Source organism: Bradyrhizobium sp. 199, from assembly GCF_023073355.1.
Classification (GTDB): domain Bacteria; phylum Pseudomonadota; class Alphaproteobacteria; order Rhizobiales; family Xanthobacteraceae; genus Bradyrhizobium.
Genome location: NZ_JADPJI010000002.1, coordinates 494,119 through 517,630 on the forward strand (window position 1 = coordinate 494,119; position 23,512 = coordinate 517,630).

Sequence of the window (23,512 nt, forward strand, 5' to 3'; positions counted from 1 at the left end):
GAGGGTGGGTTCGATTTAGGGGTGAAATGGTGAATAGCGAATGGCGAACAGGGTGCGGATGCATTCGCCACCCGCCATTCGCCTGGCATCAATCCCGCAGCAGCTCGTTGATGCTGGTCTTGGACCGCGTGCGCTCGTCGACGCGCTTGACGATGACGGCACAGGCGGTGCTGGGGCCGATCTGGCCGTTCTTCATCGGCTTGCCGGGCAGCGCGCCGGGCACCACCACCGAATACTCGGGCACTTCGCCCATGAAGACCTCGCCGGTCTCGCGGTCGACGATCTTGGTCGAAGCGCCCAGGAACACGCCCATCGCCAGCACCGCGCCCTTGCGCACGATCACGCCTTCGGCGACCTCGCTGCGCGCGCCGATGAAGCAATCGTCCTCGATGATGACGGGCTCGGCCTGCAGCGGCTCGAGCACGCCGCCGATGCCGGCGCCGCCGGAGATGTGCACGCGCTTGCCGATCTGCGCGCAGGAGCCGACGGTCGCCCAGGTGTCGACCATGGTGCTCTCATCGACATAGGCGCCGAGATTGACGAAGGACGGCATCAGCACGACGTTCTTGGCGATGAAAGCCGAGCGGCGAACGATGGAGCCGGGAACGGCCCGGAAACCGGCATCGCGAAAACGGTTCTCGCCCCAGCCTTCGAACTTCGAGGGCACCTTATCCCACCAGGTCGCCTTGCCGGATCCGCCGGGGATGACACCCATGTCGTTGAGGCGGAACGACAGCAGCACGGCCTTCTTCAGCCACTGGTTGACCTTCCACTTGCCGTCAGTGCCGCGCTCGGCAACGCGCGCCTCGCCCTTGTCCAGGATCTCCAGCGAATGGTCCACGGCCTCGCGCACCTCGCCCTTGGTCGAGGTCGAAATGCCGTCACGCGCGTCGAAGGCGCCGTTGATGGTGGATTCGAGGGCTGCAAGGGACATCGGGATTTTCTCTTTCGGAGCAGGAATTTTGATGAATTGGGGCGCTTTTTCGGGATTCGGGGGGACGGAGTCAAGGCATACTCCGCCGTCGTCCCGGCTCCCGGGCTACGGCTCACCGCGCCAGCCTGTCCAAAAACCCCGTCAGATCATCCGTGACGTGATCGACATGGGCGGCGTCCCGGCCCTCCAGCTCCCAATCCTCGCGCACCACGAGCACGGTGGTCATGCCGAGTTGGTGCGGGACGGTGAGGTTGCGGGCGAGATCCTCGAACATGGCGGCGCGTGTCGGATCGACCGCATGGTCGGAGAGGAATTTCCGATACGTCTGCTCAGCCGGCTTCGGCTCGAACTCGGCGGCGATGATGTCGAACACGCCGTCGAAATGGCTGGCGAAGCCGAGCCGCGCCAACACCGCGTCGACATGGTCGACCGAGCCGTTGGTCAGGATCAGCTTGCGCCCCGCCAGCTTGGCGATGGCCTCGCCGAGCGCCGGGTTCGGCTCCAGCGGCGAATGGTCAATCTTGTGGACGTAGGCGAGATAGTCATCGGCGGAAACGCCATGCAGGGTCATCATGCCGCGCATGGTGGTGCCGAAGCGCCGGTAATAGTCCTTCTGGATCTTTCGTGCGTCCTCCTTGCCGACGTTCAGCCAGTTGCAGACGAACTCCCCGATCCGCGCGTCGACCTGTTGCCACAGATTGACGTGATGCGGATAAAGCTGTTGTCGAGGTCGAACACCCAGGTATCGACGTGGTCGAAGGTGCGGGGCGAAGTCATCAAAACCCTCTCGATCACGGCACCGCGAAGCGCAGCGTCTTGCCGCCGCTCGACATGTCCACCGCGCCAAAGCCCGTTGGCGCAAATCCGCGCGCGCCGCAATCGGTCTGCTCGTTGGTCTCGAACTTGGTCTCGCGCGTGCACAGCTGCCTGTCGCCGCCCCAGTTCAGCGGCCGGTCCTTCAGCTTGACGGCGCGGTTGTCGCCATCGACGGCTTCCGCAAAGCTGAAGATCTGTTTCGGCTGGCCGGTCACATCAGGGTGCAGGCACGTCTTGGGATCGATGCGATACCAGCCGCGGCTGGTCACGGACTTGCCGTCATCGGTCGCGATCGCCGCCATCACCTTGTGCGGCGTGTCGTTGCACCAGGTGAGGCCGGTCGCCGACGGCGTCTGCACCGCATCGACCATGGTCTTGAAGAAGTTTTGCGAGCCGACGATGTCCGACGACAATCCGCGGCTTTTCAGGAACGCTGCCAGAGCGCCTTGCGTCTTCGGCCCGTCGACGCCGTCGATCGGCGCGGCGTCGTAACCTGCGATCACCAGCAGGCGCTGGATCCCGGCGAGGCGGGCCTGCTCGTCGTCATATTCCGAATCCTCGGCGAGATAGGCGGTGAGGTTGCCGTCCGCTGCTTGCGTCGGCGTCACTTGCGTGAACGCGACTTGCGCCTGGCCGCTGCGGCACTGTCGTGCTGCCGCGATGACGAAATTGTCCTGCGCCACGCAGAGCATGTCGCGGCCGTTCTGCGGGATCGGGGAAGCGCCATAGACGCCGAGCGCGCGGGCGTGGAGCAGGATGCGGTCGGCGGTCAGCGTGCCCTGCACCACCACGCGGCAGGTGGCGGGATCGATCCTGAACCAGCCCCGCGTCGCGGTCGCAGCCTTGTCGTCGATGCCGATTGCGGCTTCGACGACATAGGACATGCGGTTGCAGATCTTGAGGTCGGCGAAAGCCGGCGCGGAGGAGAACAAGAACGAGACGGCTGCGGCCGGCAGCGTCATCAGCAAGCGCGTCAGGACGGAGCGGCGAGGCCGCCGCTCTCCCAGTTCTGTCCCTGGCCACTCATCTCTCACTTGTGGATCAGCGTGCCCGTGCCCTGGTTGGTGAAGAGTTCGAGCAGCACCGCATGCTGCATCTTGCCGTCGATGATGACGACGCCCTCGACTCCTTGTTCCAGCGCGTAGATGCAGGTCTCGACCTTCGGGATCATGCCGCCGGAGATGGTGCCGTCGGCGATCAGCTTGCGCGCGTCCTTCACCGAGAGCTGCGGGATCAGCTTCTTCGACTTGTCGAGCACGCCGGGCACGTCGGTGAGAAGCAACAGGCGCTTGGCCTTCAGCGCGCCGGCAACGGCCCCGGCAAAGGTGTCGGCATTGACGTTCAGCGTCTGGCCGTCCCTGGAGGTCGCGAGCGGCGCCAGCACCGGGATCAGCTCGTAGCCGATCAGCTGGTTGAGCAGCGTGAGGTCGACCTTCTCGGGGTCGCCGACGAAGCCGAGATCGATCGCCTTCTCGATGTTCGAGCCGGGATCGATGATGGTCCGCGTCGTCTTCGACGCTTTCACCATGTTGCCGTCCTTGCCCGATAGCCCCACGGCCTTGCCGCCGGCCTCGTTGATGTAGCCGACGATCTGCTTGTTGACGGAGCCGGCCAGTACCATCTCGACGATTTCGATGGTGGCGGCATCGGTGATGCGCAGGCCGGCGGCGAATTCCGAGACGATGCCAAGACGCTTGAGCATGGTCGCGATCTGCGGCCCGCCGCCATGCACCACCACCGGATTGATCGCGGTCTGCTCCAGCAGCACGATGTCGCGGGCAAAATTCTTCGCGGTCTCCTCGTCGCCCATGGCATGGCCGCCATATTTGATGACGATGGTTTCCTCGTCATACTGCTGCATGTGCGGCAGCGCCTCCGACAGGATGCGGGCCTGGTCGAGCGGGGAGATGTCGGTCATCGGCGGATCTCGCTGGCGGGACTAACGCGGCCTGCGTTCTATCCGATTGGCGCGCGCGGCGCAAAGTGGTCTTCGTGCCCCGGAGGCTGCGCAGCGTCGCTGCGTGCCGCCCCGCGTCCGGGACACGCACGTCACTTCTTCGCCACCGCCGCCAATGTCACCGCCAACCAGCTCGCAATCATCACCGTCCCACCGGACGGCGCCGCATAGGGAAACAGCGAGTGCCCGGCATATTGCCGCAAGCTGAGATCGCCGGCGAACAGCACAGCGCCGATCGCGAAGCCGGATGCGCCAACGAGGCCAATTCCGCCATGCAGAAGGCCGCGCGCGAGCAAGCCAATCACCGCAAGTATGGCAGTTGCATGAAACAGCAGCATCGCACTGCCCGAGGCCAGCCGGCTCGCATCGCCGCCATGCGCCGAGGCGGCGGCCAGTGCGACACCGGCGGCGCCCATCAAGCCGGCAAGCCCGATCAGCAGGCGGTGCGCCGCGGTCACGAGGCCCGCTCCTCCAGGAGCTTCGCCATCGCGGCGCGCAAGCTCTCCACGCCGGTCGAACTGCGTGACGACGTCGCGAGCACGTTCGGGAACGCAGCCGGATGTTTGGCCAGCGCAGCCTCGGTCTCGGCGATGCGCGCTTGCAGCTCGGCGGCCTTCACCTGGTCGGTCTTGGTCAGCACGACCTGATAGCTGACCGCTGAGCGGTCGAGCGTCTTGAGGACTTCGAGATCGACGTCCTTGATGCCGTGCCGCGCGTCGATCAGCACGTAGACGCGCGCCAGTGAGGCACGTCCCAGCAGGAATTTGTGGATCAACTCGGTCCAGGACGCGACCCGGCTCTTGGGCGCCTTGGCATAGCCGTAGCCGGGCATGTCGACGAGGCGCAGGTCGGTCTTCCCCGGGACTTCGAAGAAGATCAGCTCCTGGGTGCGGCCGGGCGTGTGCGAGGTGCGCGCAAGCGCATTACGGCCGGTGAGCGCGTTGATCAGGCTTGACTTGCCGACGTTGGAGCGTCCGGCAAAGGCGACCTCCAGCCCCGCCATCGGCGGCAGCGTCTGGATCGAGGGCGAGGCCCAGATGAACTGCCAGTCGCGGGCGAACAGCTTTCGCCCGGCCTCGATCAGCTTCGCATCCTCGTCGTCGGTCATGCGAAGGCCTCACCTTTGGTCATTGCCGGGCTTGTCCCGGCCATCCACGTCTGTCCGCGGTACCCTCCAAAACGTGGATGCCCGGGACAAGCCCGGGCATGACGATGTGGAGACATTTGCGCTCCTCGCAACGACGTCGCTACGTCGCCTTCCTCGCGAACGTCGCCTTGAGATTGTCGAACAGCTCCACCTTCACGCCGTTGCGGCGCATGATGTAGCTCTGTTGCAGAACCGAGAGCGTGTTGTTCCAGGCCCAGTAGATCACGAGGCCCGCCGGGAAGCCCGCCAGCATGAAGGTGAAGATCAGCGGCATCCAGTTGAAGATCAGCTGCTGCGTCGGATCCGGCGGCGTCGGGTTCAGCTTCATCTGGAACCACATCGTGATGCCCATGATGATCGGCCAGATGCCGAGCGCGAGGTAATGGCCGAACAGCGGGATCGTGGTCGGGTCGAACGGGATCAGCCCGAACAGGTTGAACAGGTTGGTCGGATCCGGCGCGGAGAGGTCCTTGATCCAGCCGATGAACGGCGCGTGCCGCATCTCGATGGTGACGAACAGCACCTTGTAGAGCGAGAAGAACACCGGGATCTGGATCACCACGGGAAGACATCCGGCGACCGGATTGATCTTCTCCTTGCGGTAGATCTCCATCATCTCCTGCTGCTGCTTCACCTTGTCGTCGGGGAAGCGCTCCTTGAGCGCCTGAAGCTGCGGCTGGACCGATTTCATCTTCGCCATCGAGGCGTAGGATTTGTTCGCCAGCGGGAAGAACAGCAGCTTCACGATCACGGTCACCAGCAGGATCGACCAGCCGAAATTGCCGAAGAAGCGGTAGAAGAAGTCGAGGCCTAGGAACATCGGCTTGGTGATGAAGTAGAACCAGCCCCAATCGATCAAGAGATCGAAATGGTTCAGCCCCAGCTCCTTGTTGTAGCCGCCGTGGCCGGCCAGCGGGAAATTGAGGCCGACGACGCCGGCTTCCTTGGCGCCGGCGAACAGCCGCGCGTTCGCGGTCGAAGTGCCGCCGATCGGCACCGTGACGGGATCGAGCAGATAGTCGGTCTGATAGGTGTGGACGTTGCCGCTTGGGTTGGATGAGAACCTCGCCTGCAGCCGCGCACCGGTGTCGGGCAGCAGTGCGGAGGCCCAGTACTTATCGGTGATACCGAGCCAGCCGTTGGTGACGCTGTTGAAGTTCACCTGCTTGGATTCGTCGACCTTCTTGTAGGCGTATTCCTGCAGGCCTTGATCGCCGAGATAGCCGATCAGGCCTTCATGCAGAATGTAGTAGCCGGAGACCTGGGGCGCGCCGTGGCGCGAGATCAGCGCGAACGGATACAGCGTGACGGGCGCGTTTCCGACATTGCTCACCTCGTCCTTGACCGTGAAGAGATAATGCTCGTCGACCGAGATGGTGCGGCGGAAGGTGAGGCCCTCGCCATTGTCCCATTTCAGCACCACCGGCGTCGTCGGCGTCAGGCTGCCGCTGCCGTCCTGCTGCCAGACCGTCTGCGCACCCGGCAGTTTTGCGGTCACGCCGGTGGCCGGCACCCAGCCGAACTCGGCGTAATAGGGTTCGGCGGTGCCCGAGGGCGAATAGAGGATGATCGGCGGCGACTTCGGGTCGACCGTCTCGCGGTACTGCACCAGTGCGATGTCGTCGATGCGGCCGCCCTTCAGCGAGATGCTGCCGGCAAGCCGCGGCGTGTCGATCTTCACGCGCGGGCTCGCGGCAATCGCGGCATCGCGCGCCATGACCGGCTGGGCCTGCTGGTTCGCGCCCGGCGTTGCCGGCTGAGCCGCGCCCGGCTGCTGCGGCGCGCTGCCCGGGGTCGCGGATGCGGTCGGCTGCGGCGTGCCCTTCTGGAGCTCGGCCTGGGTCTGCTGCTGGGCGCGCTGCTTCTCCATCGCCGGCACATTGTAGAAATACTGCCATGCGATCAGCACCAGGCCGGAGAGTATGACGGCGAGGATGGTATTACGATTGTCGGTCATCACTATTGTCTCGTCATCAATCCGGTTTGCGGCTGGTCGCAGGAGCGCGGCCTGGCGTCGGGCCGCGTCGTTCCGACCGTGCTTTGGACGGTGCCTTGGACGGTGCCTTGGATGGTCTATTGGCCGGTGTCTTGGCCGGCCCTTTGTGCGTATGCCGCGCGGGCTTCGTGAACGCTATGCGCAGATCGTCGAGCATGGTCGCGAAGTCGCGCGAGAGCGCGTCCCTCCGGCCGACCAGCACATAATCATGATGGGGCTGCATCGACACCGGATCGAGCCGCTTCACCAGTTCGCGAAGCCGGCGCCGGATGCGATTGCGCGCGGGGGCGTTGCCGTTCTTTTTGGTCACGGTGAAGCCGACCCGGATCGGGCCGCTGTCATCGCGGGGGCGGCTTTGCAGGACGAACGCGGGACTATTCACCCGCGCGCCATTGGCAACGGCGACGAAATCCGCCCGCTGCCTCAGCCGATCCATGATGAAATCCCGGAAAAGGGGGTCCGGCTCAGGCGCTCAGACGCTTGCGGCCGCGAGCGCGGCGAGCGGCGAGAACCTTGCGGCCGCCGGCAGTGGCGAGACGGGCACGGAAACCGTGACGGCGCTTGCGCACCAGTTTGCTGGGTTGATAAGTCCGCTTCACGGGTTTTTCTCCGCTGACCGGGCAATTTGCCTGTAGAATTGATGGTAAAGTCCGGAAGATGCGGCCCAAAACGGACCGTTTCCGGCCCCAAGAGAGCCGCTCCCGGTGTCGCACCGGGTCATCGCGGACAATTTGCGCGGCTTATAAGCGAGCGCCTTCTTCTCGTCAACGCCGCACAAGCGCACGTTTCCGGTGAATATCGCTGTTTGATCGGGGTTTTTAACCCTTGAGGTAGCGGCTCGCGATATCTGAGCTTACATCCTACCTCGGCACATTGGCGATCCGTAATTTGACCCGACCGGGGTTGGGCCGCATCTTCATACCGCCAATCCTTCACCCGCCAAAGGCAGCGAGGGCGAATTCCGTGGCAGCGACAGACCTCCAGCCGATCCAGGATCAGGATCAGCCGGACCCGCCGGCGATGCGTCCCCGCGGGACGCGCGGGCTTGGGCTGTCAGGCAAGCTGCTGCTGCTCACCGTTCCCCTGGTGATGATCGCAGCCGTCCTGCTCTACGTGCCTGCCATCGCCAACTTCTGGGTCAACCGGCTGAACGACCGCGTCGCGGCGGCCAACACGGCGGCGCTGGTGCTCGATGCCGCCCCGCTCGGCATGGTCCCCGATTCGCTCTCGCGCGAGATCCTGAAAAGCATCAATGCCCGCGCCGTCGCCATCAAGATGGGCCAGCAGCGCCGGCTGCTCGCCAGCGACAACATTCCGGCCGCGATCGAGCACGACATCGACCTGCGCGACATGACCGTGTGGGAGGCGATCACCGGCTCATTCCGGATGATGCTGGAGACCGGCAACCAGGCCATCCGCATCGTCGGGCCCGGCGTCGGCAATGCCCAGTTCATCGAGATCGTGACCGACGAGCTGCCGCTGCGGCAGCAGATGTATCGTTTCTCCCGCAACGTCGTGGTGGTCGCGCTGATCATCGCGGCGCTGACCGCGGGCCTCGTCTATCTCGCGCTTCATTATCTGTTCGTGCGCCCGATGCGGCGGCTGACCGCGAGCCTGGTCGGTTTCCACGAGAACCCTGAAAGCTCCGCGGGCATCATCGTGCCGAGCCAGCGCAGCGACGAGATCGGCGTCGCCGAGCGCGAATTGTCGGACATGCAGCGCGATTTGATGTCGATGCTGAATCAAAAGAGCCGGCTCGCCGCCCTTGGCCTCGCGGTGTCCAAGATCAATCACGATCTGCGTAATCTGCTCGCCTCGGCCCAGCTTCTGTCGGACCAGCTCGCCAGCGTGCCGGATCCGCGGGTGCAGCGCTTTGCGCCCAAGCTCGTGCGCTCGCTCGAGCGCGCCATCGCCTTCTGCCAGTCGACACTGTCCTATGGCCGCGCCCAGGAGGCCGCGCCCGACCGCCGCATGATCCTGATCGAGCCCGTGGTGCTGGAGGTGCGCGAGACCGCGGGCCTCGCCTCCGACGCCTCGATTGCCTGGGTCGCTGCGATCGAGCGCGGGCTTGCGGTCGATGCCGATCCCGATCAGCTGTTCCGGGTGCTGCTGAACCTCGTCCGCAACGCCGCCCAGGCGTTGGAGAGTCATGCCTCCGGGGAGGGTGGTCCGCAGCAGATCCGGATCACCGGAAAACGCGAGGGCGCCGTGGCGATCATCGAGGTGTCCGACACCGGGCCCGGCGTGCCCCGGAAGACCCGGGAGCACCTGTTCGAGGCGTTCCAGACCTCCGGCCGTCCCGGTGGCAGCGGCCTTGGCCTCGCCATCGCTGCCGAGCTGGTCCGCGCCCATGGCGGCGACATCCACCTGGTCGAAGGCACCATCGGCGCCACCTTCCGCATCGTCATCCCCGACCGCCCCGTGGAACTGCTCTCCATCCGCAACGAGCGGCAGAGGGCGTAGGTCGGCCAGGGGCCGAGTAGGACATGCACGAAAATACCCCCACCCCGGACCTTGCCAACCGGGGAAAGAGCGGTTAGTCAGAGCGCTCTTTCGCACCCCCTCCGGCTCCGCCGGGGGCTGCTTGCGGGTCATGCCCGCGCTGTTCGCGAAAAACGCGCCCGTAGCTCAGCTGGATAGAGCATCAGACTACGAATCTGAGGGTCGGACGTTCGAATCGTTCCGGGCGCGCCATTCTTCGACGCAAGATCAGGACAAAGCCGCATCCGGTCGCCGTCGCCAGATGGCCTGAGACCAGGTGGCCGTGCCGTGTGAGAAAGCTGGATGAAGATATCGCAGGCGTTCAAGTTCGAGGCAGCGCATCGGCTGCCAAACGTGCCCGAGACCCATCGATGCCGGCGCCTGCATGGTCATTCCTACCGGGTCGAGGTCCAGTTGGACGGGCGGGTCGATCCGCACACCGGCTTCGTCGCAGACTTCTTCGACATCGAGAGCTGCTTCGCCGACATCATGGGTGCGCTGGACCACCAATGCCTGAACGAGGTCGAAGGCCTCGAGAACCCGACCGCCGAGAACATCGCGATCTGGATCTGGGATAGGTTGAAGCCGGGCCTTTCGCAGCTATCGGCTGTCCGGGTCTATGAAACGGCCGACTGCTGGGCCGAATATCAGGGGCAGTGACGGGCGTTTCAAATCGGATGTCGTCCGGCTACACCGCCAGCCCGCAAGCCCGCCGGATCGCGATCTGAACCGGCGAGGGTTGCAGCGCCGGATCAAACTCGCCCTTCGGCAGCAGCGGAGGCTGTGCCATGAAGCGCGGCCGTTTCCCGCGGTGGGCTTGCGCGGCATGAACGAGGAACGGGTGGCACAGATAAACGCTGCCTGCCGCGCCGGTCGCCAGTTCGATCTCGCAATCCCTGGTCGAGGCCCAGTTCTCGGCAGCGAGCTGCCGGAGCGTCGCGCCGTCCTCGCCATAAGGCAGCAACTCCCGCGCGATGGTGGCATGCGAGCCTTTCCGGATCCGCGTCGGCGCATCATCCGCGCCGACATCCGAGAACAGAAAGAGCATCAGCAAAGCACGCCCGCTGCTTTTCACATTGGCGCGCCACTCCATGAAATCCGGATTGGCGGTGCCGAAGCTCATGTCCACGTGCCAGCCGTCATCATCAGGTGATTCCGCTGACGGGAAGCGGATCGGAAAACTTCCGAGGCCTTTCGGCGGGAGCCAGCGTCCTTCGCCGACGAGCTGATCGTAGGCTTTGTGCAGGGGAGGCGCGTTCGCGGCTTCAATGAAAGCGGGCGAAGCCTTGAATCCCACCCGCACGAGGGGGCGAGTCCAATGTTCGGGTTGGTTCGGTGACAGGCCGATATCCGCCCACAGCTCGTCCCTGCATTGCTTTGCAAGCTGGAAGCTGAAGGCGTTCTCGAATTTGACGAAACCATCGTCGATGAAGTTCTGGATCTGACGAGGCGTCAGGCCATCCCGGTCGGTCTGGGACATTGCACATTCTCCGTTCGGCTACTGCATCAAGCGCAGCCGGTTGATCTGATTGGCGCGGATGCGCCGAACGACTTTCAGCCGTTCAGATCAGCGGGAAGAATGAGGACATGAACATCATGGTGCGAACGTATACCGCGGCGGACCGGGGAATCAAGACTCGCTGGGCGCAGCTATCCGTCCTCGCCGTCGCGCCGGCGGAAGGGATCGGCGACATCATCGTGACCGCTGCGGCTACTGAAGAACATCAAGGCCATCAGCCCGCAACCGATGAGCAGCGAGAAGAAGCTTCCGAGACCAAGCGCGATCCAGCCATGCTTGCCCATCTCAACCCCGCTGCTGGCTCCCCAGACCGAGAAGGCCCAAACGCCGGTGAGGATCAGCATGGTGCCGAGAGCGATCAACACGGAGATCTGGCCGGCACTGATGTTCTTCATGACGGTTCCCGCTGTCGTGCCTGACCAGAGTCAATTGCGAAGAGCGAGGAGACGTTCCTGTCACGACGCTGGCCTCTGCGTGGCTCTTCTGAATTTCTGTGCCGGGCACGCGCTCGGTGAAACTTAGGGAGGAACTTGCTGCAAGGCAACGTCCAGCCATTCGAGCTTCACTCCTACAGCTCAGGCATTCTGGATTTAGATGCGCTGCGGGCAGCTCGATCAGGAATTCCGCGTCGCGCGCGAGATGACGGGACCTTGTTCGGCTCGTCCTTGGTGGCACGCCCGTGACAGAACCTGCGCTGACCGTCGACGGTGCCGTCGCACGGCTCCAGATCATCCATCTGTAGCAATGATGATCTCGACTACACATGCTAGAGCGATACGCAAGTCGCGGCTCAAGGCTCTTGATCGCGACAATCGCAACGCGCATTGGAACCCGAGGACTCGATGGGACGCCTCCTGAACATCGTGACGCCACTGCATACGGCGACCAAGCGCGACTACATGGGCCGCATGAACGACGACAAGATCGGCTGCTCGCTGAAGGCGAGGGAATACGAGGCCGATTATTGGGATGGCGACCGCCGCTTCGGCTACGGCGGTTATCGTTTCATCGAAGGGCGCTGGGCGCCGGTCGCAAAGGCGCTGATCGAGACCTATGGCCTGAAGAATGGGTCCAGCGTGCTCGACGTCGGCTGCGGCAAGGGCTTCCTGCTGTACGAGATGCAAAAGATCCTGCCGGGTTTGAAGGTCGTCGGCTTCGACATCTCCAAGCACGGTCTCGAAAATGCGCACGAGCAGGTGAAGCCGTTCCTTTTCAACTATCGTGCCCAGGACATCTATCCCTATGGCGACGACAGTTTCGATCTCGTCATCTCGCTCGGTACCCTGCACAATCTGCGGCTGTATGAACTCGAGGCGGCGCTCAAGGAGGTCGAGCGCGTCGGCAAGAACAAATACGTCATGGTCGAGAGCTACCGGAACGTCGCTGAATTGCACAACCTCGAATGCTGGGCGCTGACGGCGGAGTCCATTCTGCACATGTCGGAATGGATCTGGCTCTACGGCAAGCTCGGCTACACCGGCGATTACGAATTCATCTATTTCGAGTGATCCGTCGCTCGTCATGGACATCAAGGCTGCCAAGGCAGCCATTCTCGTTAGGTCGGGCAAGTCGCTGATCGGCGACGAATTCACCCTGCCGGATGCGCTCGAGCACGGCCAGGTGCTCGCGCACGTGCACATCTCGAGCATCTGCGGCGCGCAGATCAACGAGATCGACGCCGTCAAGGGCGTCGACAAGTTCCTGCCGCGCCTTCTGGGCACGAAGCGCTGGCAGCGATCGTCGAGACCGGACCAAGGCGGGCAATGCCAGCCGGCGCGCGATATTCCACGTCTCGTTCGGCTGAGCGATACAGGCGAGGTGAGCTACCGCGGGATCGTGACCCATGAGTTCGCTCTTGATGACGTCAATGACGCGCTGGACCTGATGCGCTGCGGCACATCGGCGCCAATCCTTCTGAACATCAGCTGAATCTCGCGGCCACTCGATCCAGAACGCCGGCAACGAAGGCGCACCGCACCAGTCACGGCGCTCATCTGCCGATGCTGACCCAGGCCTGCGACATTCTCCGCCGTTCCGCGCTATCGGGTCACGCCGCTCCACATGATCCAGTGCTCTGACGCAGGCTGGCGACGTCGGCGCGGCCTTGGCTTTCCGTGACCTGGATCAGCGTGATCGCGCCGGGTGTCACGATTCCCATCTGCGGCTGGGCGGAGAGGTAAGTGGTGCTGCCGGCGCGCAGGTCCAGGCTCACTTTCTCGCTTCCCTGCCCGAACAGATTGGTGCTCAGCGGTAAATTGTTGACAGTGACCTCGTGGCGGCCCGGAGGCAGATCGCAAGCCACGAATCCTGCGGCTTGGCTGCCGCCAATTACGCGTCCGTCGACGGCATAGCTAGGCTGGATCGCAAATCCCAGGGCCGACGTACGGTAGATGATGAGACGTGCGCCGCTTGGTTTGACGTTCTCCGTCAGAGCTAGGTTGGCCGTCGGGCCCGATGCACATCCAGAAAGTAACGCAGCGACGAAAAAAATCCCCAGATACCCACGACGCATTCCAGCCTCTGATTCCCATGTCCCCGCCGTATCATTGTCAGGGTAGTGACTGAAGTCAACCGCGACCCCCGATTGAACATCGACGGGGCCCCGGCAATTTCATTTGGAGTATTCGAGAATAGGCGTGAGGCTCACGCCGCGGCGAGCGCGGGTTGCACCGGCCGCCGTGCAACACCCATTCCAGCCTTCGAGGGGAGCTCTCAGTGCCGGCGCAATGGCGAGGCTGCGGCCCATGACGGTTCTCGCCGGGCGTAACCGCCGGTTAACCATGGATATTTACGGTGTAGCAAGCCTCTGAACTTTGTCAGTTGATTTCGAGTCCACCCCCATGGCGTTCGGTAGCCGCCCATCTCCGCGAAGCATCGCCCCGACGGAGCCAGCGGCTTCGTGGGAAGCGCCGCGGGCTGTGCGGACCAAACCCGATGGTGCCGCGCCAGCGCTGATCAAGGGATCGCTGACCGTCTCCGGAGCACTCTCTTTTCTGCGCGAGAACGGCCGGCGCATTCTGACGCTGGCCCTGGCGCTGTTCGCCCTCGGCGTCATCGTTCTCATGGTTCTGCCGGTCCGGTACGCCGCGACGGCCCTGGTCGTGCTCGATCCCCGGGAGCTGCGGGTCACCACGGAGCAGGACGTTCTGCCGGGCATCGGCCAGGACGCCGCGGCGCTTCAGAGCCAGATCGAGATCGCCAAATCGGACGGCTTTCTCCGCCACCTGATCGAGCAGCTCAAGATCGCCGACGACGAGGATATCGCGGGTGGTCATACCGACATGACGCGCCTGCTCGAAAAATTCCGCGGCCGCCTCGAGATCACCCGCCGCGGGCTCACCTATGTCATTGCGGTTTCCTTCACCTCGAACCGCCCCGAGCGGGCCGCTTACTATGCCAACGCCATCGCCGAGGCGTTCGTGGCGAGCCAGGGCCGTGTCCGCACCGAGGCCACGGACGAGGCCGCCGACTGGCTCAAGAACCGGCTGAAGGCATTGAACGAGCGCCTGCGCGCCTCGGAAGACGCCGTCGCCACCTTCAGGCTCGAGCACAAGATCCTCAACGCCGGCAAGGATTCAACCACCCAGCAATTGCGGGTGACTGATCTCAATCAGCAGGTTTCCGCCGCACGTCTCCGCACCGAGGAAGCCAAGGCGCGCTACGAGCAGGTACAGCGCGATCTCAAGGCCAATGTCGAAGGACCGGTGAAGCAGGACCTTCTGAGCATGCTGCGGGCGCAGCGCTCGACCCTGAACGACCAGATCGCGCAGAAGAAGGCGGTGTACGGCGAGCGCCATCCCGATCTCGCCATCTCCTACAGCCAGCTGGCCGATATCAACCGCCAGATCGAGGCCGAGCGGAAGAAGAACATCGATACCGCCAAGTCCGAATATGAAGCCCAGCTGGAGCAGCAGAACGCGCTGGAGAAGCAGCTCAAGGCGGTCGAGACGCAGATGCTGGTCGACGGGCAGGCGCTGGTGAAGTTGCAGGAGCTGCAGCGCGACGCCGACGCCAACAGGAATATCTACGAGCAGTTCCTGTCGCGGTTCAAGACCACCAACGAGCAGCGCCAGCTGCAGGCGTCCCAGACCAAGATCGCGTCGCCCGCCATTCCGCCGCTGCGTTCGACGCATCCGCCGCTCGCTCTGCTGCTGGCGGCGCTGGCGATCGGTTCGCTGCTGACATCGACCGCTGCAACTGCGGTGATGACGAGCCTGTCCGACCAGTCTGGGCCCACTGAAGCTCCCATGCCTGCGCCGTCGGCGGACGCGCAAGGTCGGCAAGTTCAGGCTCAAGTCCCCGCTCAAGTTCAGCCTCAAGTCCAAGCTCCGGCCGCTGCCGCAGGCCGGCCCGAGGCGATGCCGCGCCTTCCCGTCTGGGCCCGCATCCCCGATCTTTCGTCCGGCGCCGGGACCAGCACCAACACCGTCTGGCAAAGGCCGATTGCGACCGCGGACGAGCTCGATCTCGGTCCCTATCTGAGGCCGCTGCTCGAGCGGATCGATCGCGTGCCGGTGCGCGGCTGCAAGGTCGCCCTCGTGTTGTCGGTCGGCAAGAGCGCCGGTGGCAACACCGTTGCACGCTCCCTCAATCGCGCCGCCGTGGCGCGCGGCATGATGAGCGTGTTGATCCGTCTGCAGCCGGAGTTCGCAGGTCAGCAGCCCCCGGTGACCGAATGGAATGACGGCTCGACTACGGCGGGACTGCAGTCGATCGACGAGCTCTTGAGTGCCGGCCGAAAGGCCGATGCGAGTCCCGAGGATGATATTCGCTCCGAATTCGATCTGATCATCGTCCATGCCGGCAATCTCGCCTTGCAGCCCGACGCCATCGCGCTGGCGGCGCACGCGGATCTTATCGTCCTCGTGGCGCGCGCCGGCGAGCTCGGTTCGGCGGCGATGCGCAGGGTGACCGCGGCGCTGTCGAGCTATGACGCCGTGCCGATGGGTCTCGTCGTCAATCATGCGCCGGCAGGCTCGCTGTCGCCGCACCCCGAAGGTGGCGCATTGGGCCTTGCGGTCTGACGATGACAGCGTTGCGCCGTCGTTTGCTGACTGCTGCGATGCTGCTGTCGATCTCGTTCGGCCCACCGGTCTTCGCTGGCGATTGTGTGCCCTTGCCGCGGACCGTCGCACCGGAGCGGCTTGCCGCGCTGTCCCGCGGCTTCAACGCCGATGGCTGGATCAACGGTGCGCCGCCCGGCCGGGAGTTGCTGCAGCAGCTGCGCAGGGCGGGAATGAGCCATGTCCGCCTTCCGGTGCCGGCAGAGCGCGTGATGCCTCGCTTCGCATCGAAGGCCGAGCGCGACGAGACGCTGCGCGTGCTCGATAACGCGTTGAAGCAACTCACCGCGCTCGGCTATTCCACCTCCGTCGATCTTCATCCCGGCGAGCGCTTCAATCGCCTGCACAAGGAAGATCCGGACGCGGCCCTGGGGCAGATGCGGGAGGCCTGGAGCGGTCTTGCGGAGGTTATCCGCTCCTATCCTGCAAATCGCATTTTCGCCGAGCTGCTCAACGAGCCCGATGTGGACGCCGACAAATGGCAAACCGAGGTCGAGGCGCTCGCCGCCTTCGTGCGCGGACTGCTTCCCAAGACGACCCTCGTTGTCGGTCCGGTCAACTGGCAGCGTGCGGATTCGCTGCCACGGTTCCGGCCGCTGCCCGATCCCGACATCGTCTACGCCATCCACTTCTATGATCCGATGGTGTTCACCCATCAGGCCCACTGGGACGCACAGGATCCGCTGCACGACATCATCGATCTGCCTTATCCGATCAATGCCGGCGATCCCAAGGTCCGGGCGCTGCGCCAGGATTTGCAGGATCGGGGCGCGACCAAGGCGCTCGGCATGCTCGACGTTGCGATCGCTGCCGCCAAGGACAGGCCGGACGCCGATCGCTGGCTCGCGCCCGCGCTTCAATGGCAGCAGCAGTTTGCGCGACCGATCATCATCAACGAATTCGGCGTGTTGAAAGCCGGCGCTCCCAGGGAGAGCCGCGTGCGCTGGCTCGCGGAAGTCACCACTTATGCCCGCGACCATTGCTGGGGCTGGGCGCATTGGGAACTGGCGCAGGGTTTTGGCCTCGTCGACCGCAACACCGGCAAGCCCGATCCTGAGGTGATGCGGGCGCTGCTCGGCGCGCCGCGGCCCGGCCGGCGCTGACCTCCCGTCGCGTTCCGCCATCGTTAACGAATGCTTACACACCCCCCGTTATCGTGCCCCGCGCGATGCCAAAGGACGATTGATGAGCGCCGGGTCCTCACCCCAGGTTCAGACCGTGCAGGCCGAGCCATCGCCGCCGGCCTGGCGCGAGCTGGTCCTGACCTTCTGCATCGCCGCGGCGACGATCGGCTTTGCGCCGGTCCTGTACCTTGCCAATCCGGCACTGGCCATTGCCGTCGTGGTCCTCGTCGGCATCGCCATCGTCGTGGCGGTCCCGACCTACGCGCCCGCCATCGCGATCTTCGTCCTGTTCTTCCAGAATTTGTTCGTCTCGATCCTGTCGCCGCTGATCCCGCTGCCGTCCGATCTCGACTTCATCAAGGGCTATAATTTCCTCGTCTGCTCCGTCATGTGGCTGGCGACGTTCGGCCTCTACGTGCTGGGCCAAAGGAATCAGTCGGCTGAGGTGAACCGGATCATGCGCTGGGGTGTCGTCACCCTGGCCGTGGTGTCGCTGTATTTCGCGATCGGCTTTGGCCAGAACGGACAGGCGGCCGCGGTCTATCTGCGCAACATCGTGCTTCCGCTGTTCCTGTTTCAGCTGGCGCTGCTGACGGCCGCAACCTATGAGGTGCGCATCACGCCGTTCCTGGTGACGCTTGCGGTCATCCTCGTCTGCTGCGGCTATATCGAGCTTGCCTTCCGCGATTTCTGGCTGGCCATCACCAATGGCTATGCGTTCTGGGGTTTCGACGAGCTCAAGGCGACCCATTCGGGCGTCTGGGAAGCCGAGATGCGGGCCACCGGCAACGTGCCAGTCGACCTCAAGGATCGTTTCAGCTTCGACTTCCTGAACACGCCTCTGCTCGAAGGGTTCGGCCTCTCGAAGATGCTGCGCATCCACGGTCCGAACATGCACCCGATCAGCTTCGCCTACGGTGTCGGCTTTCTCGGCCTGTTCCTGTTCTCGGTGGGACGTCCGCTGCTGGCCCTCGCGGCCTTGCCGCTCCTGGTGTTTTGCAGTGTGAAGGGAGCGCTCATCGTCGTGGTCTTCGTGGCCGCGGCCTGGATCTCGACCCGGCTGCTCGGCGCGGTGGTGACGCTGCTGCTCGGCTTTCTCGGCCTGATCGCCTTTGCGATACTGGCGATCCGTGTCGGCTTGCAGATCGGCGACTATCACGTCATTGGCCTCATGGGCGGCCTGAACGGATTCTTGGAGAGACCGTTCGGCAGGGGCCTTGGTGTCGGCGGCAATTTGTCGGACAGCTATTTTTCCATCGACTGGAGTGCCGCGCAGGCGGCCGGGACGATCGACGGCGCGGTCGAAAGCGCGATCGGCGTGCTGCTGTACCAGATGGGCATCGGCGCCTTGGTGCCGCTTGCCTTCTATTTCGCGATGGCGCTCAAGGCCTGGCGCCTGTACGCGTCCTCAGGATATCTGACGCAGGGCCTTGCAGGCTTCGGCGTCATGGTGGTGCTGCTCAACGGATTGTTTCAGGAGGAAGCCTTGTTCGCGCCGCTGGCGCTCGGCCTCATGCTCTCGCTCACGGGCCTCGTCATCGGCAGCCATGTGAGAATGCAGGCCGTCGCCGCGGAGGAGGCTGAGTTCGAGCAGCTGACGCGCTACCAGCCTGTGACGTAGGCTTGGGGATCGACGACGGTCCTGCGCGGCGCGGCTGTCAGGTCGCGCGCCCATCCAGGAACTTCCGCTTTTTCCCGGTGTTGAACAGCGGCCTGAACCAGCGGCCGACACACGCAATGAAGAACTTTTCCAACACCGCGTTCTCCCCTGAGGTGGTCGAGCTCATGACCACCGCTCTGGAAGCTGCGGTTGCCACGCTGCCGGAGCCCGTGCACTCTTCGCACGTCAACGCCCTCGCTGAATCCATTCTCCGTACGGCTGGTGCGGGCGAGCGCAACGTCGCGACCTTGCAGCGGATCGCCCTGATGGAGCTGCAATTGGCGCCGCGCAATTGATGAGGACCGCATGAAGACGATCACTGTTGCCGCCATTGCGCTGTCTGCCACCTTGTCCGTTGCCCGGGCCGACAGCTGGACCAGCTACCGGATTCCCGAGGCAGGCACCTCGGTCGACCTTCCCGCCTCTGTTTTCACGGAGATGGCCGGCAAGCCCGACGGCTACGGCCAGCAATTTCGCACCTCCGACGGCAGGGCCGATCTCACCGTGCAGGCCGTTGCCAACCAGCAGGGCCTCTCGCCGGCTGAATTCCTCGCCAGGAAGAATCCTCCGTCCGGGATTATCTACAAGCGCATCACGCGGAACTTCTTCGTGGTCTCCAGCATCAAGCGCGGCAAAATCTGGTACGACCGCTGCAATTTCTCGCGCGGCTATGTGCACTGCGTGCTGATCAATTATCCGGCGGCCGAGAAGCGGCAGTGGGATCGGCTTGTCACACGCGTCAGCAACAGCCTGAGGGGCAGCTGAACGGAATCGCAAAACAAGCTGCCCGGGCGAGCCGGGCAGCTTGTCGTGAGGGTTAGCGCGCCGTCGTTGACGTGGTCGACATGGTCGGCTTCGAACCGGGCACATGCGACATCGTCTTGGTGGTCGAACCGACCTCTTCGCCGGCCTTGACCTTGGTGCGGGTGTGCGAGCGGCTGAACGTGCCGCCCTCATGGGCCTGCGCCCGGGCGTTGGAATTGAGCACGGGACCGTTGCCCTTGTTCGTGCTGACGCCGGTCTGCGTCTTGCCATTGACGGCAGCGGCGCTCCCGCCGGCCGCAATCGACGAGCCGGTGCTGCCGGTCGGCGAGGTCGAGGTGCCGCCGGTACCGACGGTGGAGGCGGAAGTGCCGCCCACGGCGGCCGAGCCGCCCGATCCGCCCGTGATACTTTTCTGGGCGAGAGCCGGTGAAGCGGCGGCGAGCAGAAGCGCGACCGCCGAGGTCGTGAGTAACGTTCTCATGTCTCAATCCTCTCTATGAATCTAGGGTGACGACGTCGAGATCGTGCAGCCGTTGACGGTGATGGTGCTGGCGCTGGTGGAGCCAGGCCCGCCCGCCGTCGACGACGAGCTGGAGACGTGGCCGCCGCCGGCCTGCACATTTACGGATGATCCACCCGCCGAGCTCGAACTCGACAGCGCACCACTCGACGATGTCGATCCGGTGGTGCCAGAACCCGATGAGCCGAGCGCGGTGATGCTGCCGTCGGCATGTTTTTCGACCGTGACCTTGCAGGTCTCGCCCGATGCCGTCTTGCCGGTCTTTTCCATGGTTGCTGCCTGAGCAGCGCCACCCATCAAGGCCAACGCTGCGATCGCAATGATTGATCTGTTCATGCGAGTTCTCCTCCAACAAAGACGAAGGAGCGGCATTGCTGCCGCTCCTGGTCAAGGCATCAATCCTTGTCTTTCTTCATCTCGCCCTTGTGGTGGCCTTTGCCCTTGTCCATGCCCATGTCGCTGGCATGGCCTGCGGACGAGCCGGCCGCACCGACCGTCGAGCCGCTCTTGCCGTCGCCCGCCGACGAGCCGCCGGTGCCGACGGTCGACGCGGAGTTCGAGCCGGAGCCCGAGCCCGCAGCGGACCCGCCGGTGCCGACGCTGGACGAGCTCTTGCCGCCGCCGGCCGATGAGCCACCGGTGCCGAGCGTCGAAGCCGAGCCGCTACCCGAGCCGGTGCCGGCAGCCGAACCACCCGTACCCACGCTCGAGCTGCTGGTGCCGCCGCCCGCGGACGAGCCGCCGGTGCCGAGCGTCGAGGCCGAGCCCGACCCGCTGCCGCCAGCGGACGAGCCGCCGGTACCGACCGTCGAGTTGCTCGTGCCGCCGCCGGCCGAAGAGCCGCCGGTGCCGACGGTCGAGCTCGATTGCGCAACGGCGAGCGCCGTGCCGGCGAGCAGCGCGGCCGCAGCCGCAGAAAGCTTCAGGATCCTCATGTCCATCTCCTCAAGGGTTTCCAAAAATAGATTGCCAAATTAGGCCCGGGATAAACTGGCAGTCGCGCAAACGTTCCTTGCGTCGGACACCTTGACGCGTCGATGTTGCCTCATGCAGTTCCGCGATCGCTGAGCGCACGGTTTCATTCATCCGCCGTTCATCTGCGGAGTGCGCGTGGCTGTGCGTCGTGTGCAGCGCGATTGCGAGCCGCCGGCCGCTCTCAGAATGCCCCGACCATCACCTGACGTAGGGAGCCGCGATGCGATGACGCCGGGCGCGACGTCCGATTCGAACGCAGACCGGCTGCTCGCGTTGCGTCGTGGCGAGGTGCCGGCGTGATGTTCGTCTCCGGCTTTGGCGGTTCGACCATCGCCAGTGCATCACTGCCGGCATGCTTCGGCGCCTCGGCCGCGAGCAGGGGCGGGGAGACGGTGGCGGCGACCGGAGACGTGTCGAAAATGATTTTCTCAGGCAAGGCTCGTGCGGAGTGGATCCGAATGATGCTCCGGTCGACCTCGGGGCTTGGCGAAGCCTCTCTCAGTGGCGGTAGGTTGCGGTCGAGGACGAAGAGCAGCGCCAGGGCGAAACTGCCGGCAAAGACAACATATCGAACGATGAGCATCAGGCAGTACCGCGAAATGAAGCAAACCGGAGATGCGCGGCGGGCCGCCCCTCAACGCCCCGCCGCGCGGCGGAGTTAGTCCACCTCCTGAACGACCATGCGGGTCTCGGGATCGACCAGCATCACTTGGCTGCCTGAATAGACGTAGCGATATCTGGTCAGCGAGGGGCCCCAGTCGCTCGGAACGGCCGCGAGCTCGACGTCGCGCGGGACCGGCGAGCCGACCACGATCTTTTCGCGCGTTTCCACGGGACGGATCTTATGCTCGGTGACGTAAGACCGGATCTTGGTGCGATACTCAGGTTCGATCTGCACGGCAGCGCCATGCCCGGCGCCCGTGGTGGTGGTGGTGACAGTGGTCTGCGCCATCGCGCTCGTGGAGACGAGCACAGCGGCAGCCGACATCAACAGAAACTTCTTCATCGCGTTCTCCTCGCCGCTGCATGCGGCGCAGCGATGAACTCGCGATCAGGCCGACCGTTCCGCCAACGCCGGAACGTTTGCCGGTTTTTCCCGTTCTCATCCCGGGCGCAACGCAACTGGAGGAGAGTTCCCCGGCCGATTGCGGCAGCTCGCTTCGATGCAGGCCGCAAGCCCACCTGTAATCTGCTTCACACGCACAGCCGGCGCAATGACGCTAGATGAACCAAGGCCTCGCCACCGCGCGGCCCAGTTCGGAGCTGGCGATGTTGGCTGCACTGGCAAAGGCAATCTCCCTTGCGACACGAACCAATATCGATGTCGAGACTCTGAAGGTGCTGCTGATTTTCGCGGGCGCGGGACTGCTGCTTTCCCTCGTGGCCGCGATGATCTACGAGCAGGCCGCCAACGCCGCCTTGCTGTGAGATCGCGCGGACCCGCCATCATCGAACCGTCACCATGCACGACTGTCGTGCCCCAGGGGCATCTCGGCCAGTCGCCTCAACGCCACCCCAGCGCCGGCGCGACGTGCTTCAAGATCGCCTCGATCGCATGCGCGCAGTAGTCGACGCCGAGCTGGTTGGGGATGGTCAGCAGCAGCGTATCCGCGTCGGCGATCGCCTCGTCCTGCCGTAGCTGCTCGATCAGAACATCCGGCTCGCCCGCATAACTCCGGCCGAAGATGGCCCGGGTCTGCGGGTCGATGAAGCCAATCTGGTCTTCGCCGCCGCGCTCTCCGCCGAAATAGGCGCGGTCGCGATCGTTCATCAGCGCGAAGATGCTGCGGCTGACGGACACGCGCGGCTCACGGATGTGGCCGGCCTGTTTCCACGCGGCGCGATAGGCGCGAATTTGTGCGGCCTGCTGCACGTGGAAAGCTTCGCCGGTTTCGTCGTTCTTCAGCGTCGAGCTCTGCAGGTTCATGCCGAGCTTCGCCGCCCACACCGCGGTGGCGATCGAGCCGGCGCCCCACCAGATGCGCTCGCGCAAGCCTTGCGCATGCGGCTCCAGGCGGAGCAACCCCGGTGGGTTCGGAAACATCGGCTGCGGATTGGGCTCGGCGAAGCCCTTGCCGCGCAAAAGGTCGAGGAATACTTCGGCGTGGCGCCGGCCCATGTCGGCATCGCTCTCACCATCGGCCGGCTGGTAACCAAAATAGCGCCAGCCGTCGATCACCTGCTCGGGCGAGCCGCGGCTGATGCCGAGATGCAGCCGGCCGCCGGCGATGAGGTCGGCGCTTCCTGCATCCTCCACCATGTAGAGCGGGTTCTCGTAGCGCATGTCGATCACGGCCGTGCCGATCTCGATCGTGCTGGTCTTGGCGCCGACGGCGGCGAGCAGCGGAAAGGGCGAGGCCAGCTGGCGCGCGAAATGATGCACGCGGAAATAGGCGCCGTCCGCGCCCAATTGCTCGGCCGCGACCGCAAGCTCGATCGATTGCAACAGCGTATCCCGCGCCGAGCGGGTCTGCGACTGCGGCGAGGGCGTCCAGTGCCCGAAGGAAAGGAATCCGATCTTTTTCATGAGGGCAACATATGGCCGATCGGGAGCG

The 23,512-nt window shown here is 64.5% G+C and carries 27 protein-coding genes, 1 tRNA gene and 1 pseudogene; 11 read left to right on the forward strand and 18 right to left on the reverse strand.

Features of this window, described 5'->3' with window-relative positions; genetic code table 11:
- Window positions 1-88: 88 nt before the first annotated feature.
- The 9 genes and pseudogenes from dapD to rpmH form a co-directional block, all read right to left on the reverse strand.
- Window positions 89-934, reverse strand: coding sequence for a 2,3,4,5-tetrahydropyridine-2,6-dicarboxylate N-succinyltransferase (gene dapD / locus IVB28_RS02275; protein ID WP_247524438.1), 846 nt, complete (start codon window positions 932-934; stop codon window positions 89-91).
- A 112-nt stretch (window positions 935-1,046) separates the two neighbouring features.
- Window positions 1,047-1,711: pseudogene (locus tag IVB28_RS02280) on the reverse strand (pyrimidine 5'-nucleotidase).
- 14 nt (window positions 1,712-1,725) lie between these two features.
- On the reverse strand, window positions 1,726-2,712 hold the full coding sequence (locus tag IVB28_RS02285; protein ID WP_247524439.1) for a DUF1036 domain-containing protein: 987 nt from the start codon (window positions 2,710-2,712) through the stop codon (window positions 1,726-1,728).
- A gap of 68 nt (window positions 2,713-2,780) precedes the next feature.
- Entirely contained in the window at window positions 2,781-3,668 is an 888-nt protein-coding gene (gene argB / locus IVB28_RS02290; RefSeq protein WP_247524440.1) for an acetylglutamate kinase, read from the reverse strand.
- A 131-nt stretch (window positions 3,669-3,799) separates the two neighbouring features.
- On the reverse strand, window positions 3,800-4,165 hold the full coding sequence (locus tag IVB28_RS02295; RefSeq protein WP_247524441.1) for a DUF423 domain-containing protein: 366 nt from the start codon (window positions 4,163-4,165) through the stop codon (window positions 3,800-3,802).
- Window positions 4,162-4,815 (reverse strand): ribosome biogenesis GTP-binding protein YihA/YsxC, encoded by a 654-nt coding sequence (yihA, locus tag IVB28_RS02300; RefSeq protein WP_247524442.1) that lies wholly within the window; start codon window positions 4,813-4,815, stop codon window positions 4,162-4,164. Before yihA ends, IVB28_RS02295 begins: the two co-directional genes overlap by 4 nt.
- Before the next feature lie 139 nt (window positions 4,816-4,954).
- Window positions 4,955-6,811: a membrane protein insertase YidC gene (yidC, locus tag IVB28_RS02305; RefSeq protein WP_247524443.1), complete on the reverse strand. Its 1,857-nt coding sequence runs from the start codon at window positions 6,809-6,811 to the stop codon at window positions 4,955-4,957.
- A 16-nt stretch (window positions 6,812-6,827) separates the two neighbouring features.
- On the reverse strand, window positions 6,828-7,286 hold the full coding sequence (gene rnpA / locus IVB28_RS02310) for a ribonuclease P protein component (RefSeq protein ID WP_247524444.1): 459 nt from the start codon (window positions 7,284-7,286) through the stop codon (window positions 6,828-6,830).
- Window positions 7,287-7,314: 28 nt separating this feature from the next.
- Window positions 7,315-7,449, reverse strand: a complete 135-nt coding sequence (rpmH, locus tag IVB28_RS02315) for a 50S ribosomal protein L34 (protein ID WP_008542748.1) — start codon at window positions 7,447-7,449, stop codon at window positions 7,315-7,317.
- A gap of 421 nt (window positions 7,450-7,870) precedes the next feature.
- Here rpmH and IVB28_RS02320 point away from each other — a divergent pair, with 421 nt between their 5' ends.
- From IVB28_RS02320 to queD, 3 genes are all read left to right on the forward strand, one after another.
- Window positions 7,871-9,313, forward strand: coding sequence for a HAMP domain-containing sensor histidine kinase (locus IVB28_RS02320; RefSeq protein ID WP_247525322.1), 1,443 nt, complete (start codon window positions 7,871-7,873; stop codon window positions 9,311-9,313).
- 154 nt (window positions 9,314-9,467) lie between these two features.
- Window positions 9,468-9,544 (forward strand) — tRNA-Arg (locus tag IVB28_RS02325).
- Between the two features lie 90 nt (window positions 9,545-9,634).
- On the forward strand, window positions 9,635-9,991 hold the full coding sequence (queD, locus tag IVB28_RS02330; protein ID WP_247524445.1) for a 6-carboxytetrahydropterin synthase QueD: 357 nt from the start codon (window positions 9,635-9,637) through the stop codon (window positions 9,989-9,991).
- A 28-nt stretch (window positions 9,992-10,019) separates the two neighbouring features.
- Here the strand turns inward: queD and IVB28_RS02335 are convergent, their stop codons facing one another.
- Window positions 10,020-10,811, reverse strand: a complete 792-nt coding sequence (locus tag IVB28_RS02335) for a phytanoyl-CoA dioxygenase family protein (RefSeq protein WP_247524446.1) — start codon at window positions 10,809-10,811, stop codon at window positions 10,020-10,022.
- Window positions 10,812-10,981: 170 nt separating this feature from the next.
- Complete coding sequence (locus IVB28_RS02340) at window positions 10,982-11,245, reverse strand: hypothetical protein (RefSeq protein WP_247524447.1); 264 nt, start codon at window positions 11,243-11,245, stop codon at window positions 10,982-10,984.
- A gap of 447 nt (window positions 11,246-11,692) precedes the next feature.
- Here IVB28_RS02340 and IVB28_RS02345 point away from each other — a divergent pair, with 447 nt between their 5' ends.
- On the forward strand, window positions 11,693-12,358 hold the full coding sequence (locus tag IVB28_RS02345) for a class I SAM-dependent methyltransferase (RefSeq protein ID WP_247524448.1): 666 nt from the start codon (window positions 11,693-11,695) through the stop codon (window positions 12,356-12,358).
- Between the two features lie 13 nt (window positions 12,359-12,371).
- Window positions 12,372-12,779 (forward strand): hypothetical protein, encoded by a 408-nt coding sequence (locus IVB28_RS02350; protein ID WP_247524449.1) that lies wholly within the window; start codon window positions 12,372-12,374, stop codon window positions 12,777-12,779.
- A gap of 118 nt (window positions 12,780-12,897) precedes the next feature.
- On the opposite strand, the gene IVB28_RS02355 is transcribed toward IVB28_RS02350, so the two are convergent.
- Complete coding sequence (locus IVB28_RS02355; RefSeq protein ID WP_247524450.1) at window positions 12,898-13,362, reverse strand: DUF2846 domain-containing protein; 465 nt, start codon at window positions 13,360-13,362, stop codon at window positions 12,898-12,900.
- Between the two features lie 328 nt (window positions 13,363-13,690).
- Here IVB28_RS02355 and IVB28_RS02360 point away from each other — a divergent pair, with 328 nt between their 5' ends.
- The 5 genes from IVB28_RS02360 (at window position 13,691) to IVB28_RS02380 (ending at window position 19,462) form a co-directional block, all read left to right on the forward strand.
- Entirely contained in the window at window positions 13,691-15,874 is a 2,184-nt protein-coding gene (locus IVB28_RS02360; protein ID WP_247524451.1) for an exopolysaccharide transport family protein, read from the forward strand.
- Window positions 15,875-15,876: 2 nt separating this feature from the next.
- Window positions 15,877-17,016 carry a cellulase family glycosylhydrolase gene (locus tag IVB28_RS02365; RefSeq protein ID WP_247524452.1) on the forward strand — a complete coding sequence of 380 codons (1,140 nt, stop codon included), beginning with the start codon at window positions 15,877-15,879 and terminating at the stop codon, window positions 17,014-17,016.
- Between the two features lie 82 nt (window positions 17,017-17,098).
- Window positions 17,099-18,658, forward strand: a complete 1,560-nt coding sequence (locus IVB28_RS02370) for a hypothetical protein (protein WP_247524453.1) — start codon at window positions 17,099-17,101, stop codon at window positions 18,656-18,658.
- Between the two features lie 116 nt (window positions 18,659-18,774).
- Window positions 18,775-18,993 carry a hypothetical protein gene (locus IVB28_RS02375; RefSeq protein WP_247525323.1) on the forward strand — a complete coding sequence of 73 codons (219 nt, stop codon included), beginning with the start codon at window positions 18,775-18,777 and terminating at the stop codon, window positions 18,991-18,993.
- 10 nt (window positions 18,994-19,003) lie between these two features.
- Complete coding sequence (locus IVB28_RS02380; protein WP_247524454.1) at window positions 19,004-19,462, forward strand: hypothetical protein; 459 nt, start codon at window positions 19,004-19,006, stop codon at window positions 19,460-19,462.
- A 52-nt stretch (window positions 19,463-19,514) separates the two neighbouring features.
- Here IVB28_RS02380 and IVB28_RS02385 read toward each other — a convergent pair whose 3' ends face one another.
- The 5 genes from IVB28_RS02385 to IVB28_RS02405 form a co-directional block, all read right to left on the reverse strand.
- Window positions 19,515-19,943, reverse strand: a complete 429-nt coding sequence (locus IVB28_RS02385) for a hypothetical protein (RefSeq protein ID WP_247524455.1) — start codon at window positions 19,941-19,943, stop codon at window positions 19,515-19,517.
- 21 nt (window positions 19,944-19,964) lie between these two features.
- A complete protein-coding gene (locus IVB28_RS02390; protein ID WP_247524456.1) occupies window positions 19,965-20,318 on the reverse strand; it encodes a hypothetical protein in 354 nt (117 codons plus the stop codon).
- A gap of 59 nt (window positions 20,319-20,377) precedes the next feature.
- Window positions 20,378-20,917 (reverse strand): hypothetical protein, encoded by a 540-nt coding sequence (locus IVB28_RS02395; RefSeq protein ID WP_247524457.1) that lies wholly within the window; start codon window positions 20,915-20,917, stop codon window positions 20,378-20,380.
- Between the two features lie 221 nt (window positions 20,918-21,138).
- Complete coding sequence (locus IVB28_RS02400; RefSeq protein ID WP_247524458.1) at window positions 21,139-21,540, reverse strand: hypothetical protein; 402 nt, start codon at window positions 21,538-21,540, stop codon at window positions 21,139-21,141.
- Window positions 21,541-21,615: 75 nt separating this feature from the next.
- Window positions 21,616-21,963: a DUF1236 domain-containing protein gene (locus IVB28_RS02405; protein WP_247524459.1), complete on the reverse strand. Its 348-nt coding sequence runs from the start codon at window positions 21,961-21,963 to the stop codon at window positions 21,616-21,618.
- A 218-nt stretch (window positions 21,964-22,181) separates the two neighbouring features.
- On the opposite strand from IVB28_RS02405, the gene IVB28_RS02410 reads away from it, so the two are divergent.
- Window positions 22,182-22,385 carry a hypothetical protein gene (locus tag IVB28_RS02410; RefSeq protein ID WP_247524460.1) on the forward strand — a complete coding sequence of 68 codons (204 nt, stop codon included), beginning with the start codon at window positions 22,182-22,184 and terminating at the stop codon, window positions 22,383-22,385.
- Between the two features lie 76 nt (window positions 22,386-22,461).
- On the opposite strand, the gene IVB28_RS02415 is transcribed toward IVB28_RS02410, so the two are convergent.
- Window positions 22,462-23,484: an LLM class flavin-dependent oxidoreductase gene (locus IVB28_RS02415; protein WP_247524461.1), complete on the reverse strand. Its 1,023-nt coding sequence runs from the start codon at window positions 23,482-23,484 to the stop codon at window positions 22,462-22,464.
- Window positions 23,485-23,512 lie beyond the last annotated feature (28 nt).

Excerpts from the sequence above, each read along its gene's own strand:
- rnpA (WP_247524444.1), bottom strand. The coding sequence starts at position 7,286 with ATGGATCGGCTGAGGCAGCGGGCGGATTTCGTCGCCGTTGCCAATGGC.
- IVB28_RS02285 (WP_247524439.1), bottom strand. The coding sequence starts at position 2,712 with ATGACGCTGCCGGCCGCAGCCGTCTCGTTCTTGTTCTCCTCCGCGCCG.
- IVB28_RS02375 (WP_247525323.1), top strand. The coding sequence starts at position 18,775 with ATGAAGAACTTTTCCAACACCGCGTTCTCCCCTGAGGTGGTCGAGCTC.
- IVB28_RS02380 (WP_247524454.1), top strand. The coding sequence starts at position 19,004 with ATGAAGACGATCACTGTTGCCGCCATTGCGCTGTCTGCCACCTTGTCC.
- argB (WP_247524440.1), bottom strand. The coding sequence starts at position 3,668 with ATGACCGACATCTCCCCGCTCGACCAGGCCCGCATCCTGTCGGAGGCG.
- IVB28_RS02360 (WP_247524451.1), top strand. The coding sequence starts at position 13,691 with ATGGCGTTCGGTAGCCGCCCATCTCCGCGAAGCATCGCCCCGACGGAG.
- IVB28_RS02415 (WP_247524461.1), bottom strand. The coding sequence starts at position 23,484 with ATGAAAAAGATCGGATTCCTTTCCTTCGGGCACTGGACGCCCTCGCCG.
- IVB28_RS02385 (WP_247524455.1), bottom strand. The coding sequence starts at position 19,943 with ATGAGAACGTTACTCACGACCTCGGCGGTCGCGCTTCTGCTCGCCGCC.
- yihA (WP_247524442.1), bottom strand. The coding sequence starts at position 4,815 with ATGACCGACGACGAGGATGCGAAGCTGATCGAGGCCGGGCGAAAGCTG.
- IVB28_RS02345 (WP_247524448.1), top strand. The coding sequence starts at position 11,693 with ATGGGACGCCTCCTGAACATCGTGACGCCACTGCATACGGCGACCAAG.
- IVB28_RS02350 (WP_247524449.1), top strand. The coding sequence starts at position 12,372 with ATGGACATCAAGGCTGCCAAGGCAGCCATTCTCGTTAGGTCGGGCAAG.
- IVB28_RS02405 (WP_247524459.1), bottom strand. The coding sequence starts at position 21,963 with ATGAAGAAGTTTCTGTTGATGTCGGCTGCCGCTGTGCTCGTCTCCACG.
- IVB28_RS02400 (WP_247524458.1), bottom strand. The coding sequence starts at position 21,540 with ATGCTCATCGTTCGATATGTTGTCTTTGCCGGCAGTTTCGCCCTGGCG.
- IVB28_RS02365 (WP_247524452.1), top strand. The coding sequence starts at position 15,877 with ATGACAGCGTTGCGCCGTCGTTTGCTGACTGCTGCGATGCTGCTGTCG.
- IVB28_RS02390 (WP_247524456.1), bottom strand. The coding sequence starts at position 20,318 with ATGAACAGATCAATCATTGCGATCGCAGCGTTGGCCTTGATGGGTGGC.
- IVB28_RS02410 (WP_247524460.1), top strand. The coding sequence starts at position 22,182 with ATGAACCAAGGCCTCGCCACCGCGCGGCCCAGTTCGGAGCTGGCGATG.
- IVB28_RS02395 (WP_247524457.1), bottom strand. The coding sequence starts at position 20,917 with ATGAGGATCCTGAAGCTTTCTGCGGCTGCGGCCGCGCTGCTCGCCGGC.
- yidC (WP_247524443.1), bottom strand. The coding sequence starts at position 6,811 with ATGACCGACAATCGTAATACCATCCTCGCCGTCATACTCTCCGGCCTG.
- IVB28_RS02340 (WP_247524447.1), bottom strand. The coding sequence starts at position 11,245 with ATGAAGAACATCAGTGCCGGCCAGATCTCCGTGTTGATCGCTCTCGGC.
- IVB28_RS02370 (WP_247524453.1), top strand. The coding sequence starts at position 17,099 with ATGAGCGCCGGGTCCTCACCCCAGGTTCAGACCGTGCAGGCCGAGCCA.
- IVB28_RS02320 (WP_247525322.1), top strand. The coding sequence starts at position 7,871 with ATGCGTCCCCGCGGGACGCGCGGGCTTGGGCTGTCAGGCAAGCTGCTG.
- dapD (WP_247524438.1), bottom strand. The coding sequence starts at position 934 with ATGTCCCTTGCAGCCCTCGAATCCACCATCAACGGCGCCTTCGACGCG.
- IVB28_RS02355 (WP_247524450.1), bottom strand. The coding sequence starts at position 13,362 with ATGCGTCGTGGGTATCTGGGGATTTTTTTCGTCGCTGCGTTACTTTCT.
- queD (WP_247524445.1), top strand. The coding sequence starts at position 9,635 with ATGAAGATATCGCAGGCGTTCAAGTTCGAGGCAGCGCATCGGCTGCCA.
- IVB28_RS02335 (WP_247524446.1), bottom strand. The coding sequence starts at position 10,811 with ATGTCCCAGACCGACCGGGATGGCCTGACGCCTCGTCAGATCCAGAAC.